The following is a 14,030-nucleotide window of genomic DNA, read 5'->3' on the forward strand; positions in this document are numbered from 1 at the left end:
TGTAACGACCGGGCAAGCTATTACACCATTACCATCAAATGTCTTAGAAGTTCTTAAGAGGTCAAGTTCTTAGAAGTAGTAGTAAGCCGCAGCGAATACGTGTGTTTCTTCGTCGTATTGTGCGCTTGTCGAACCAATACGTGCACCATCGATGTCTTGCTTAATATCGATACCCATGTCAGCGTTGTCAGCGATACGGTACATTGCCGCGATGTTGATGTAAGAAGCATCTACATCTGCGTGGCCATCAAGTTCATTGTTGCTAGACGCGTAACCTGCTGCGATTGTTAGGTCTTCAGAAACCGTGTAACCACCTGAAACGTAGTAGCCTGTGTTCTTAGCAGAATCACTCTCTTCAATCCAAGAGTTCATACCCAGTTTAAGAGCACCAACCTTCACGTTACCTGTTACTGTGTAAACTTCGTAATCAGCATCGTCATCACGAGCTTCATAACCTGCGTATAGGTTGAATACCTCTTGCTCTAAACCGATGTAACCATTAATGCCTTTATCCGCATCATTATGATCATCACCTGTTTCAAAGTAAGAAATACCGTAAGCGATACCGCTTGTCGCACCTTGGAACTTAACCACGTTGAAGCCGTCAGAAGCATCACCAGCAGAAGCGCCAAACTCGTAAGTGTTATCGCCAGCGCCATCCACTTTGTCTAGTGCTGTGTCGTTTTCCCAACCGAATGAAGCGATACCGAAACCAGTATCGAAACCAAGCCATGCTTTATCTACATCGGTTGCTGGACCAGTATCGATACCGTTTGTCCAACCAGCTGTTGCCGCGTCATTCGCAGATACGTTATTGTCTGTCGTGTAGTTCACCATTAAGTCAGTTTCGAAGTAACCAACAATACGGTTGTTACGGTAGTTAACTGCAAGAGTAAGGCCTGTTGCCCAGTCATCGTAGAACGCTTTAGAGCCAGTATCGTAGTAACCACCAACACCGAAAGAACCTGATACTGAGAATTGATCTTTGTGCATTGAATCGAATGCAAACATGTCTTCGTTTTGGCTGTTTTGGCTGCTTGTGCTTACAGCGAAAGCTGAACTTGAAATGCTCGCAATCGCAAGTGCTACTAATGTCTTTTTCATGATAACCACTACCTATATATATTGATTCGGCCTTGTTAGTCCGGCCTTTTGGAGTGGCGCTATTGTTCAAAAAAACACGTTATTGATATACCGTAAATTTACTGAAAATTTTATAACTTTGGTGAATTTCATGAAATAAGAATATATTAATGTGTCGTTTATATTGAAAAACTTAATCCGAGTGTAAAACCTATATCCGTGCTGTTATCCATATTACGGATGTTCTCAATCATCAGCGCTTCGACTGCGAGTTTGTGTTGAAAGTACATTTGAATGAATGGGTGACTGAGCATACACAAACATTGGAGAATTATTTGCGTGTGTAGTCGGATGAAAAAAGCTCAACATCGAGACTGAAATAGGCAGTAACGTCCTTAAACTTATCACAGTGGTTACTCGGTTATAGAAGTGCCCGATTTTATTAAAAAACACCGTTCAATTAATGCAGTAGATGTACTGCTTATCACCCCTCCACATAGAACCAAGAGTTATAAAAAACTTTATATTAGAACCTCTGATATATATAAGAATCTTATCTTGCACTGAGCGATTCGAACGAATATCTTCTGTGCATTGATGAAATGAATGTATCTATAAAGGATAAATGTGTCTGCTTTAAAGCTAAGTTTTGAACAACTGTTAATGAAACAATCGACATCTCTCATTAACAGCGATCCAAAAAACTTTCAAACAACTTGGTCAGAAGCAAGCTTTGATGTACTCGATTGGTTTGGGATTGATCGTTTGACACTCTACCCTAATTCAATGGTCTTACTTGAAGAAGGGAAAACGTGTTCAGTTTCCAAAGCACACATACCTCCTGTCAATATAAAAAGCTTAGTCGGCGGTAACTACCTTGATTACCTCAAGCTTTTAAAAACCAATGAAACCTACCTCGCTTTTACCAGCAACGAACTCGTTTCAAGCAAAAACTATGTGTTAAAGAAACTCTATAAAGAAGGGGGAAGATGGCACTGCATCATCCCTTTGCAGCTCTTTAACCAACGCTGGGGTGCGTTGTCTTTTACTAACTTTCACGACAACGATACTACCTTCGACCTCGAAGACATCCAGCGCTTAAAATTAGTCTGTGAACTTTGGCTCTGTTATTGGCAACATTCAACGTTAGCCAGAACACTAAAGCAAAACGAGAACTTGTTAGAAGATGACAGTGAGAAGCTATTGTTACTCACCAAAAAACAAACCAAAGTTCTGGCGCTGATTGCTCAAGGATTTAGTGCAAAAGAGTGTGCTGACAAGCTTCACTTAAGCTCACGAACCATTGAGTCGCACAAATACCGCATGTTAGGTTTGCTGAATCTCAACAGCCACAATGACTTGATTCAGTTCGCCTTACGCAATGGTTTGGGGATTGCAGAGAACATACACACAACACGTTAGAACAAGTTGTTCGATGTCCTTCTTCTGTTTATATCTTAACGTTCGATGTTTCTTGAGTTCAGCTTTTCTTAAATTCAATCACGCACGCTACTCATTGCCTTCACTCAGAGCAAATTTGATCTCGTCTGAAGAGAACCCTTTTCGACTTAGCATCGCGTAAGCCTTAGAGCGTTCTTTATGATCGTTTAGATCATAAGATTTCTTCTGTAACTGTTCTAAACACGAAGAATAGAAATCTAGCTGCTCTTCATTAATCAATCGGTCGATGAGCGATGACAGTTCACTTGTGTCGATTTGTCGTTGTCTAAGTTCTTGCTGAATGGCAGTCAGTCCCTTGCCTTTACGAGCATACTTGAGTACCTCTTTTTCCAAGTCGGCTTTCTCGGCCTTAATTTGAATGTTACTTTTCAGTTGATGCGCTTGTGGGTGCTGGTCAATCGCTACCTTAACTTGTTGATAGCTAAAGCCACGCTTTTGCAGAGTCGCGACAAGCTTTTCACGGCTCATGGTAAAGCTTGAGTAGTAGTGGTTGATTCGGTCTATCAAGATGGTTTGTTCATCGATAGACTTTTCGAAAGACACTTTATGGATTGCATCAGAAATCACTGAGTCGGTCAGGCCCTTCTTCTTCAATTTTTCGACAATATATCGAGAACCGAATTCACCAGAAAAAGCTTGTTCTACGAATTGTTCTGCAAACACTTGATCAGACTTGAGATACCCAAAGCCTTTCAGAGCCCCTAAAGTTTCATCGATCCATTCTTGATTGTCGGTTTTCACTTTGAGCTTCGCAACCAACTCGCTTTCCGTCATATCTCTCTGAGTTAAATGCCACATCGCAGAGTTCATAACGCTTTCAATTCGCGTCGCTTTTCTTACCGTTGTATTTCTACTATTCGTTTTTTGCTGGGAATCATCCATTCGCTTTCAACTGTCCAAATTAAGCCTGCCCCATCATAACGTAATTCTAAGGCGGTTGAGTGACATAAAAGAATGAAGCTCAATATAATACCAATCGTAGTAAATAGCTGTTCACCCTAGCTGGTTAAAACGCTCGATAACTGCGTTAGAACTTTTGATTGTAGAATAACTACTTATCAAAAAGTTCTGCCTTGTTCTCAAGCCTTTTTCCTGCGCTATTTCTGATCACTTACTTACTGTGATTGGTATAAACTGACAGCCAATAAAAATGGACGCTTATTCAGCGTCCATTTGATATCACATTAAGAATGTCGACTCTAAGATGCGCTTAGCTGTTTCGTAGTAGCTCTTTTCGAAATCGCTTCTCGTAATAGCTCTTTCGTTTAGTTCTCTTCGTGATTGTAAATATGTACATCTCGTTGAGGGAATGGAATCGTGATGCCTTCTTCATCGAAGCGTTTCTTCACGGTTTCCGTTACATCCCAGTACACATCCCAATAGTCATCAGTCTTAACCCAAGGTCGTACTACGAAATCAACAGAAGAGGTATTCAAGGTATGAAGCTTGATCATATGTTCTGGTTTTTTCAACACTAGAGGGTGCGCAAGAATGATGTCGTTCAATACCGCTTTCGCTTTATCGATATCATCTGAGTAACCAATACCGAAAACCATATCAACACGTCTCACACGTTCTGCCGTGATGTTGTTGATCACGTCACCCCAGATCTTGTTATTTGGGATCACTAAGCGTTGATTATCGATAGTTTGAACGGTCGTCGACACTAAGCTCATGTCTTTTACCGTGCCTTGCACGCCCGCTACTTTAACCATGTCACCGACATCGTAAGGACGGTAGATCAAGATCATCAAACCCGATGCAAAATTAGATAGTGTGTCTTGCAATGCGAAACCAATGATGACACCGGCTACACCGAAACCAGTAAGAAGTGGTGCTAGCTCTATCCCTATTTGAGACAGTGCGATAAGCAAACCAATAAACACGACCGCTTTAGATGCGATGGATACGAAGAACTCCTGCATCAAAACGCTAAAGTCCATTTTAGAGTGCGAGACACTCTTACGAACGGTCTTACGAGCCACATTAGCAATAAGGCGAGTTACGTACAAAATACCGAGAAACAGAGCGAGTTTAACGACAAAGGAAGGGGTATTTTCGAAAGCCCATGAACTGAACGAACGAAGCCAGCCATCCAACAGTTCCAGTGCAACATCAACATCCAACACATCGGCGTTAATGTCACCTGTCGTCGCTAGCAAAACACGTTTGTATGAAGTCACATCGACGCCAAACGGTTCCATTAGCGTGATGGTTTCTTCTAAGCTCGCGACCATAACGCTAGTGCGCTCGCTGAAACGCTCAAGCTCCTTTTTAATCGTCGCTTTCTCTTCTTCATTCACAAAAGACAAACGCGCTTCTAGATCTTGTCGCTGTGTGTCTGTGTAAAGAATGGCATTTGTCAGGTATTTAGAACGAGCAATTAGCGCCGTTTTAAGTTCACCTTCAGGAACAGCAACATCAACACCACGCTCTTTCGACCAATTTAAGGTCTTAGCAAGCTGCTGATAATAGACATCCATCATTCCGATTCGTTTTTGAATACGCAACTCAAGGCGTTTTTTTGCGTCACCCTCAGCGGAACGGTTTTCTTTACTCATTGAAACGATTTTAGTTTCATTCAATGACAGCAATTTTTGTAGCAGTTCAACCTGCTGAGCAAGAGTGACATCCAGCCCCTCTTTTTTATCTGACGATAGCTGTGAAAAAATCTCTTCGCGTAGACCCTGATTCTTACGCCTTAAGATATCTTCAAGAAAGGGTTTCTCAGCATCATGCGCCGTTTCTAATGTTGCCAGATCGAGCATTAACTGATCTTGTACTTCTGCGATTTTCTCAACGCTCTGCGCATAACTTCCAAATGCGACAAACGCCAACATTAACAATAGACAACGCCAAACCTTCATCATATTAATTCCTATTACTGTCTAAATTGACCCTATAAATAGTAGTAAAAAGAATATGGATAACAAGCATTTAAACGTATGTTATGTTAAAAATTCGCAAATTAGCAGCCAGCTTCTAATATTTGAGAGTTCCAATCCCCTCTTATGACCTGTAGAGTACGCATCCAACAAAGAACAACGGCCAATATCTTCACTCTGGTGCATGTCCTAAAGCACCCTAAATACGATGTTGGCTCACAGCAAGAGAGCATAAAAATGAACAACGAACTTGATATTATTGAGTCTCTAGAAGAACTAGAGCAATTCCTAATTTCAGTGGAAGCTGGCGGTTTAGGCCTTGAAGGCGTTGAAGGTGTAGGCATGGCAACCAATAATTCAGATGGTCGTCACTTCGTTGCTGTATTCAACAGCAGCCACAAAGTTCTGCTTGCTCGCTGGATCACCAAAGAAGTGTTTGATAACGGTAAAGACTTGGTACGTAACGGCCCTCGCCGCACTCACTAAGCCTTTCCAATAGCACCAATGATTAAAGCCCAACACGTTCAACGACGATCTGTTGGGCTTTTTTGTATCGCCTCATGATGAATAAACAACTCGATAAAGAATAAATTAGCGATAACTTTCAGTTGAAGTGAACTTTAGCTAGAGCTCAATGTCCTATTCGCGTGAATTGGTGTTTATGCGTCGTTTATCGTGTACCTGCCGTTTTCCGCGTTTATACATAGTTTCACTTTAACCATTTTATGACTTGTGGCGCGAAGATAACTTATCTAAGCTAGCCACAATTCAATGAGCTGGCTTTAACTAATAACAGATTTGATTACTGACTAATTTGCTGAACACATCACTACTTTTCTTATCCACACAGAACCGCCGACAAAAGCATTCGCTTTGGGCGCTCTTCCTTACCGGGCTGGTTATCGTAACTTGTCTGGCGAGCACTTTGGTCGTAAAGAAAGTATCGTTATCTGCATCCGCTAATGGTCAATCAGTCCTAGTTGGCGCGCAAACTCATACAGAAACCAGTAATCCTCAAACCGACATCGCTTCTTCAGAAAAAATGGCCACTCTATACGCCAGTGTTTTCGGCTTAGAAGCGTCAAAAATGTTAACGTCCCCCAATTCAAGTTCATGCAGCCTGAGTTCGAAAATGCTGACCTTTGCCGCCCCAAAAACCGGCTGGCTGATCCCATTCGTACTTATTATTGCTGTTGCATTTAACTTACCTCCCCACATATCGAGATTATCTAGAGACAATCATCGCTCTACTCGACCGACAAAACACCGATTGCATCTAAAGCACTGTATATTTAGAGAGTAAATAAGCGGGCTACTACACCCTTTTATTTATTTTTTGGAGATACATTTGTGTACAACACACTACTAACTAAGTTTGTCGATTCATTGGCATTCTCTATGCGTACATGCGCGAAAACCTTAGTCACTGCCCTTTTGGTTATGACGTCATTTACCGCCTTGGCACAGACAACAGGCTGGCTTAGTGTGCCTGAGCATCCGCCTGTGAAGATGCGAATGATGTCGACGGGAGAACAGTCGGATGACGGCTCTAAGATCCAAACCGTGCTCGATGTCGTGCTCGACGGCGACTGGAAAACCTACTGGCGTAGCCCAGGCGAAGGTGGCATTCCGCCAAGCTGGGACTGGTCTGGTTCAACAAACATTGAGTCAGTAGAGTGGCACTGGCCGATACCTAAGTACTACGAGCAGCTTGACGTCATGACGTTAGGCTACAAAAAGCATGTCAGCTTTCCTGTCACGTTAACCCTGAAAGACAACACGAAGCCTGCGATATTCAGGGCGTCGTTTACCTTTCCGTCGTGTACCAATATCTGTGTGTTAACCGATTACGATATCGAACTGCCGATTGACCCACAAGCTTTAGCACTCGATGAAGAAGCGATGTTCTTGTTCAACCAAGGCATGAGCCAATCTCCACGAGAAGCTAACCGCACTTCAGTCAATGGTCTATTTTGGGACAAGAGCAAGCAGCAACTGGTTACTCAGCTGACAAGTAAAGATGGCTGGGATAAGCCGATGGTGTTGATTGACGGGCAAGAAGTGATTGATGACTTCTTCTCTCAACCAAGCGTCCACATCACAGACAATACAATGACTGCCGTATTTGATGTGAGCAACTGGATAGGTGAAGTCGATTTAACGGACCGTACAGTAAGTGTCACTGTTTCAGATACTAATTTCGCCGAAGAGATGACGGCCCAAATTGGCTCAGAGCCGATCGCTTACCAAACAAGCAACAACGGCTTTCTAGCAATGATTGGCTTTGCTTTAATTGGTGGTTTGATCCTCAACATCATGCCATGTGTGTTGCCAGTATTAGGAATGAAATTAAACAGCATCATTCAAAACCAAGGCGCATCTAATCGTCATATCCGACTCTCATTCTTAGCTTCTGCTTCAGGTGTCATTACATCATTTGCGCTGTTAGCCCTAGGTATGACCGCTCTAAAAATGGGTGGTAATGCGATTGGTTGGGGAATCCAATTCCAAAACGTTTGGTTCATCGGGTTCATGCTGATCATCACTTTGCTGTTCTCAATTAACCTGCTTGGGTTATTCGAATTCAGACTACCGTCAGGTTTAAACACTTGGATGGCAACCAAAGGCGATAACTCACATTCAGGCCACTTTGTTCAAGGCATGTTTGCGACGCTACTAGCAACGCCATGTAGCGCGCCATTCCTAGGAACCGCTGTCGCGTATGCACTCGGAGCAAGCTACCAAGAGCTATGGGCAATCTTCATCGCGCTTGGTATCGGTATGAGTGCACCTTGGTTGATCTTTGCACTATTCCCAAGCCTAACCAAATTGCTTCCAAAGCCTGGGGCATGGATGTTCAAAGTTAAGCTTATCTTTGGCTTAATGATGTTCATTACCAGCTTATGGCTAACAAGCCTTCTGAGCCCATTCATTGGCAAATTCCCAACTATCCTGCTGTCGCTATTTATCGTGATTTCAGTACTGGTTTGGATTGGCATGAAACTGGGTCGCAAGGTACTGATTCCTATCATGGCAACCACAACCTTGGTGTTTGGTGCTGCATTGATCGTCGGTAGTGTCACCGCTGATAACTGGGCGACTCCGATTGTTGACGATCTCGCTTGGCAAAAGCTGGATGCGAAGCAAATCCCTCAGCTCGTTGATGAAGGCAAAACGGTGTTTGTTGATGTGACTGCTGATTGGTGTATCACCTGTAAAGCCAACAAGATCGGCGTCATCCTTCAAGACCCTGTCTACAGCCACCTACAGCAAGAAGACATTGTTTTGATGAAAGGTGATTGGACAACACCAAGTGAAAGTGTCACTCAATACTTACAAAGTAATGGGCGATTTGGTGTGCCATTTAATATCGTCTATGGTCCGAGCTATAAAAGTGGTATTCCACTGCCTGTCATTCTCAACAGTGACACTGTCGTTCAAGCCATCGACGCTGCGAGATAACTGATGAAGACTCCCAACAATGAAGATAAATCTAGCACTACTGAAGACAACGTAGTAAAGGGTGAGGCAAAAAAGCCAAGTCGTCTTAAGAAGTGGGGAAAGGAACTGGTTTCAATGATCTTGATCGTTGGCGTGGTTTCATTTGCCATGGACTTTTATCACAGCAGAAGTATGCCTCAGGGTGATGCGATTCCAATTGTGGGTCAATCGCTCCAAGGCGAAGATATTGATGTTATCGAGCTAAGCAAAAATGGTAAGCCAGTCATTGTCTATTTTTGGGCGACTTGGTGTGGTGCCTGCAAATTTGTAAGCCCAACCGTCAATAGCTTCAGCGATTCCCATCAGGTGGTTTCGGTTGCTCTATCGTCTGGTCCAGACGAACGTGTCCAGCGCTACTTGGATGCAAAAGAGTATGACTTCCCTGTTATCAATGATCTTTCTGGATCAATCAGCAGAAGTTGGGGCGTTAATGTCACTCCAAGCATCGTCATCATCAAAGACGGAAAGATCAGCAGTATCGCAACAGGCGTTACTTCTCCTATTGGGCTGTGGTTAAGAACCTACTTTGCCTAACTCGCTCACAAAGAAAAACAGAGCAAAGCTAAGCGAATAAACCGACTCAGCCAGTTTAACAAACAATATTAATGTGAGCGCAACCCAATAAGCGCTCACGATTATCACGAATTAGAGAAAAGACAATATGAAAAAGCATCTGATAAGCGCACTGATTTTAGGCTCACTAATGAGTACTAATGCCTTCGCAGAATTAAACAAAGAACAAACTCAACAACTTGAAGAAATTAATCAATTCCTGAAAGAAAACCCATCGACGATCTCTGGATTGCATACCAGTTTAGAGCAGTACGTAGCAGGTCAAGAGCAAGCGAAGAAAGCCCAAGCGGAGAGCCATAATTGGTTATACAACAATGACGCTCACCCGATCCTTGGCAATCCAGATGGCAAATCGGTCATCGTTAATTTTACCGACTACAACTGTCCTTTCTGTAAGCGTTTAGAAAAAGGGTTAACTCAACTCACCTCTGAAAATAGCGACATTAAGGTAATCAATGTCTACCTATCATTTAAGCAGCAACAGGTTTCGGGTCTAAACACCAACGCAGCGCTATACGCGATGAAAGTATGGAAAGATAATCCAGAAGCGTTCCCTGAAGTAGACCGACTATTAATGGCGAAAAGCGGTAGCCACACAAAATCGTCACTGCAAGCTGTAGCCAAGAAGACGGGAACAGAAGCGCAACTAGACACCACCACAGAACAAAGCAACACACTAATGACCAACCACCAAACCTTTAGCGCATTGGGTTTAACTGGCACACCAACATTAATGATGAACGGGCAGATCTTACCGGGATACGTGCCTTACGACCGATTAAAAGAGATCGTAGATGACGCTTTTTAATCGGGTGTAGTTAGAGATAAAAATTCGAAAGAGAAGTGAATAAAAAGCCGACTCGCGTAACTCGCAGTCGGCTTTTTTATGAGCTTAAGATAATGTTTTCAATATTATTTTTGAAACAGAAAAGCAGTCGAAGTGTCACTATCTTGCAATGGATTCTTAATCTAGCCTCGCTACTCTAAAAGCAGTTCTCTCGATGAGTCCAAGACGTGCTTACTCTAGACAACTGTCCTTTGGCCGAGCCCTGCTCGGTCTTTTTTTTCGTGTTTTAAATGGCGACACAGTGCATTAACACGGAAATGTCCAATCGACTGAGCCTTAACTTAGCAAGCGACAAACAAGCGCACCCGGCTCCCTTAACGCATCCACGTTATAGCTAAGGACACGTCCAGCAGACGGCGCGTGATAACGGCGACACTCATTACCAAAAGCGTCATATTGAATGGCCAATAAATCATCTTGTTCTACGCTCTGTAGAAGCTCAACCTGCGGCAATACAAAGCCACCAATATCAGCGCGGATAGAAACCACATCATTACCCTCTATCCAATCCATGCTCGGCAGTTGCATTTTCTCGGGATGATTTATTTCAATCTTGAACATTTCATAATAAGACAGCATGTTAAAAACACCGTCTACCGCTCGTTGAATCATGTCAGGCTGAGTAAATTTCCCCATCCCAACTTCCACCGTGATGCTCGGAATTCCACTTCGATTCCAAACTGTTTCTAAAATACCTGGGTCGCCAGGGTCATTCAGAACACAATCGGGCTGCATCAGCCTCGCCATCTCCAAACATTGTTCTATGCGGTAATCAGCAAACACGTAAAGTGGGTAGACTGCGCCACGAGTTTGAGTGTGGAGATCAACGGCGAAGGTGGCATTATGCTTAAGCAAACGCTCCCACAAAGACGCAACAAAGCGCTCCGCTGCCAAGCCATTAGCATCACCCGGAAAGAGTCGATTAAGGTTGGCAGGGCAAGAGCCCGGATCCGAAGAGATAAAATCGCGGCTGTGGTTAAGCAAACCCGACAAGTTCACAGTAGGCACTATCGTGACCGTGCCTTTGAGAGTTTTACCGACTAAGTCTCTGATAATTTGCTGAGCAGCCAACACACCGTTGAGCTCATCACCGTGAATACCGGCGGTGATCATCAACTTAGGACCTGCTTGACTGCCTTTGAAAACAGAAACCGGCATGTTCTTGGGTTGCCCTAGCCCATCACTGGTTACTTGAAACCAAAACTGGTGCTCTCCAACGGGTAGGTCTTCAACATTCAAGGAGCCAATAACCTGCCTACCTTGTAAAACGTCGCCTAAGTACTCTGTTTTCATCCAACGTCTCCATCTTGTTGAGCAAAATCTATTCTCTTCTAAGTTTTTGCATCATAGAGGATATCTTAATCAGTACAAACAGTTAATAAGATGAACAAGCTCTGACTTTCCCATAATACTCACGCATATCATCATCACTTCTCCTAAATAGAAGCTTGTGAAAGTCAGCTCTCAAGAACAGATAAGTTGTATAACCATTCACAAACCGCTCAGTCTATTGAAATAAAAATGCAATAAAATCAACACTTAAAAAGTTCCCTATTCACGAAAATGTAATTTTATAGAAATGAAAGCTTAATTTAGCTGCTCTAAATTAGCTTCATATCGAAACGGAGAGCACATTGCTCACGGATTTTAAAATACAAGGTAAGTGATTATGAAAAAGGCAGTTCTAGCTTCTGCAGTGGTAGCGGCACTAGTTTCAGGTTCATCTCTAGCAGCAACAGTTTACAGCTCTGATGGTACTGAGCTTAAGATTGGTGGTCGTGCTGAAGCTCGCTTCAACATCTCTGACAATAATGAAAGTGCATCTGATAGCACTTTCAAAGATAAGTCACGAGCTCGTCTAAATATATCTGGTAAAACTCAAGTTTCTGATGAGCTATACGGTTTCGGTAAGTATGAAGCTGAATTTACTGGAGATACGGCAGTTGGTGTAAATGGCGAAAAAACAGATTCACTTACTAACCGTTATTTCTACGCTGGTCTTGGTACAAACTTTGGTGAGTTCTCTTACGGTAAGCAAGATTCTGCACAGGTAATGTTAACTGACATTACAGATACAATGGCTACATTTGGTGCAGATGCTGCTGATGCCGTTGATGGCAACAAAGATAAGCGTGAGAATAACTTCCTTTACTCTGGTGAGTTTGACGCGTTGACAGTACAAGCTAACTACATTGCCGCAAACGAAAAAGATGCAGATAGTTTTGGCCTCGCTGCTATGTACAACCTAGGCGCTTTTGACCTTGGTGCAGGTTATGTTTCTCAAAAGAATGGTAACTTCGATGACGATCAAATCAACCTTGTAGCTCAGTTCTCTATGGATGCGTTTACTGTTGGTGGCCTATACACTATGGCTTCAGTTGAAGATGACGATTACACAGGCTACGAGCTTTCAGCCATCTTCAAAGCAACTAAACAGCTATCATTAATTGGCGTATACAACTACGGTGAGTTAGATAAAGCAGATGAAGAAAAAGCAAACAACTTTGCTATCGAAGCTGTGTATAAATTCAACGGCCACATCCGTACATACGCAGGCTACAAATTTGAACAACTAGACGACCTAGATGACCAACTACAAGCTGGTATTCGCTACGACTTCTAATCTAAATCGACTTTAGATACAGACTAAAAGGTTGGGCAATGGCTCAACCTTTTTTCATATTCAAATATTCTGACTGACTTCATCAATGCTTTTTCTGGTTAAGTGGTGCTAAATCCGTATCATAGGTGGACCACATCAAATAATTAGAAGCATCATGTCACAACACCATCCGATCCAAGGCGCTAGCTGGATGCTAACCGCAGGCCTAGCCTTTGCCGTTATTAACAGCCTAACTCAAATTGCTAGCATTCATTTCGGACTTACTTCTACCACCGTTGCCGTCATTCAATACGCTATCGCGTTGTTCGCTATTCTTCCTTATCTGAAAACGCTGGGCATTCGCCGTGCGCTAAAAACCGACAACCTAAAATTGCACGTATTCCGTGTCTTCTTGTCTGTTATTGGTATTCAACTTTGGATATGGGCACTGGCTTACCCAGTACCAATTTGGCAAGGCATTGCCCTTCTCATGACGTCGCCATTGTTTGCAACCATAGGTTCAGGGCTATTCTTAAAAGAGAAAGTTGGGGCTGCTCGCTGGGGCGCAACCTTAGCCGGCTTCGTAGGTGCGATGGTGATTCTAGAGCCGTGGGCTGAAGATTTTAACTGGGCAACGTTATTACCAGTCGGTGCCGCTTTCTTCTGGGCATGTTACTCACTCATGGTGAAAAAGCTATCTTCGCAAGACAGTCCTTCAACCATGGTGGTGTACCTGCTGCTATTAATCACACCATTTAACATCCTGCTTGCCGCGCCAGATTGGCAGACGCCAAGCGGCGGTACAATTTGGGCTATCTTGATTGTTATCGGTGTTATGACGGCACTCGCTCAATGGGCGATTGTAAAAGCCTACTCAGTCGCTGATGCTTCGTTTGTGCAACCTTTTGACCACGCCAAATTACCGCTAAATGTTTTAGCAGGTTGGATTGTGTTTAGTTGGGTTCCACCGGGTCGTTTATGGCTAGGGGCTGCTATTATTATTGCGTCAGTTGCATTTATAACGCACTGGGAAACCAAAAAACCTTCAAAAGTGAAGAAAGTTTAAGGTTGGTGAAAT

General features: G+C 43.1%; 12 protein-coding genes and 1 pseudogene. 7 read left to right on the top strand and 6 right to left on the bottom strand.

Annotated features, from left to right (window positions below; genetic code table 11):
* Positions 1 to 69 precede the first annotated feature (69 nt).
* Together MSG36_RS00055 and MSG36_RS00060 are read right to left on the bottom strand one after the other, a co-directional pair.
* Positions 70 to 1,104: a porin gene (locus MSG36_RS00055; protein ID WP_248365707.1), complete on the bottom strand. Its 1,035-nt coding sequence runs from the start codon at positions 1,102 to 1,104 to the stop codon at positions 70 to 72.
* A 158-nt stretch (positions 1,105 to 1,262) separates the two neighbouring features.
* Positions 1,263 to 1,361, bottom strand: a pseudogene (locus MSG36_RS00060) (DUF3187 family protein); the annotation flags it as partial.
* A gap of 349 nt (positions 1,362 to 1,710) precedes the next feature.
* Between MSG36_RS00060 and MSG36_RS00065 the strand changes: the two are divergent.
* On the top strand, positions 1,711 to 2,505 hold the full coding sequence (locus tag MSG36_RS00065; RefSeq protein WP_048610743.1) for a LuxR C-terminal-related transcriptional regulator: 795 nt from the start codon (positions 1,711 to 1,713) through the stop codon (positions 2,503 to 2,505).
* Between the two features lie 87 nt (positions 2,506 to 2,592).
* Here MSG36_RS00065 and MSG36_RS00070 read toward each other — a convergent pair whose 3' ends face one another.
* Both MSG36_RS00070 and MSG36_RS00075 read right to left on the bottom strand, forming a co-directional pair.
* Entirely contained in the window at positions 2,593 to 3,426 is an 834-nt protein-coding gene (locus tag MSG36_RS00070; RefSeq protein WP_248365709.1) for a regulatory protein RecX, read from the bottom strand.
* A gap of 383 nt (positions 3,427 to 3,809) precedes the next feature.
* On the bottom strand, positions 3,810 to 5,414 hold the full coding sequence (locus tag MSG36_RS00075; RefSeq protein WP_248365711.1) for a mechanosensitive ion channel family protein: 1,605 nt from the start codon (positions 5,412 to 5,414) through the stop codon (positions 3,810 to 3,812).
* Between the two features lie 252 nt (positions 5,415 to 5,666).
* Here MSG36_RS00075 and MSG36_RS00080 point away from each other — a divergent pair, with 252 nt between their 5' ends.
* Positions 5,667 to 5,915, top strand: coding sequence for a hypothetical protein (locus MSG36_RS00080; protein ID WP_017062732.1), 249 nt, complete (start codon positions 5,667 to 5,669; stop codon positions 5,913 to 5,915).
* Positions 5,916 to 6,443: 528 nt separating this feature from the next.
* Here the strand turns inward: MSG36_RS00080 and MSG36_RS00085 are convergent.
* Complete coding sequence (locus tag MSG36_RS00085) at positions 6,444 to 6,668, bottom strand: hypothetical protein (protein ID WP_248365713.1); 225 nt, start codon at positions 6,666 to 6,668, stop codon at positions 6,444 to 6,446.
* A gap of 159 nt (positions 6,669 to 6,827) precedes the next feature.
* Between MSG36_RS00085 and MSG36_RS00090 the strand changes: the two genes are divergently transcribed.
* The 3 genes from MSG36_RS00090 (at position 6,828) to MSG36_RS00100 (ending at position 10,311) form a co-directional block, all read left to right on the top strand.
* On the top strand, positions 6,828 to 8,891 hold the full coding sequence (locus MSG36_RS00090) for a protein-disulfide reductase DsbD domain-containing protein (protein WP_248366374.1): 2,064 nt from the start codon (positions 6,828 to 6,830) through the stop codon (positions 8,889 to 8,891).
* Between the two features lie 3 nt (positions 8,892 to 8,894).
* On the top strand, positions 8,895 to 9,464 hold the full coding sequence (locus MSG36_RS00095) for a protein disulfide oxidoreductase (RefSeq protein WP_248365714.1): 570 nt from the start codon (positions 8,895 to 8,897) through the stop codon (positions 9,462 to 9,464).
* Between the two features lie 127 nt (positions 9,465 to 9,591).
* A complete protein-coding gene (locus tag MSG36_RS00100) occupies positions 9,592 to 10,311 on the top strand; it encodes a DsbA family protein (protein WP_248365715.1) in 720 nt (239 codons plus the stop codon).
* 315 nt (positions 10,312 to 10,626) lie between these two features.
* Here the strand turns inward: MSG36_RS00100 and MSG36_RS00105 are convergent, their stop codons facing one another.
* Positions 10,627 to 11,643, bottom strand: coding sequence for a succinylglutamate desuccinylase/aspartoacylase family protein (locus tag MSG36_RS00105; RefSeq protein ID WP_248365716.1), 1,017 nt, complete (start codon positions 11,641 to 11,643; stop codon positions 10,627 to 10,629).
* A gap of 376 nt (positions 11,644 to 12,019) precedes the next feature.
* Between MSG36_RS00105 and MSG36_RS00110 the strand changes: the two genes are divergently transcribed.
* Together MSG36_RS00110 and MSG36_RS00115 are read left to right on the top strand one after the other, a co-directional pair.
* A complete protein-coding gene (locus tag MSG36_RS00110) occupies positions 12,020 to 12,973 on the top strand; it encodes a porin (protein ID WP_172378745.1) in 954 nt (317 codons plus the stop codon).
* A 154-nt stretch (positions 12,974 to 13,127) separates the two neighbouring features.
* Complete coding sequence (locus tag MSG36_RS00115) at positions 13,128 to 14,018, top strand: DMT family transporter (protein ID WP_017062738.1); 891 nt, start codon at positions 13,128 to 13,130, stop codon at positions 14,016 to 14,018.
* Positions 14,019 to 14,030 lie beyond the last annotated feature (12 nt).

The organism is Vibrio sp. 1CM8B (genome assembly GCF_023161685.1).
Lineage (GTDB): Bacteria > Pseudomonadota > Gammaproteobacteria > Enterobacterales > Vibrionaceae > Vibrio > Vibrio coralliirubri.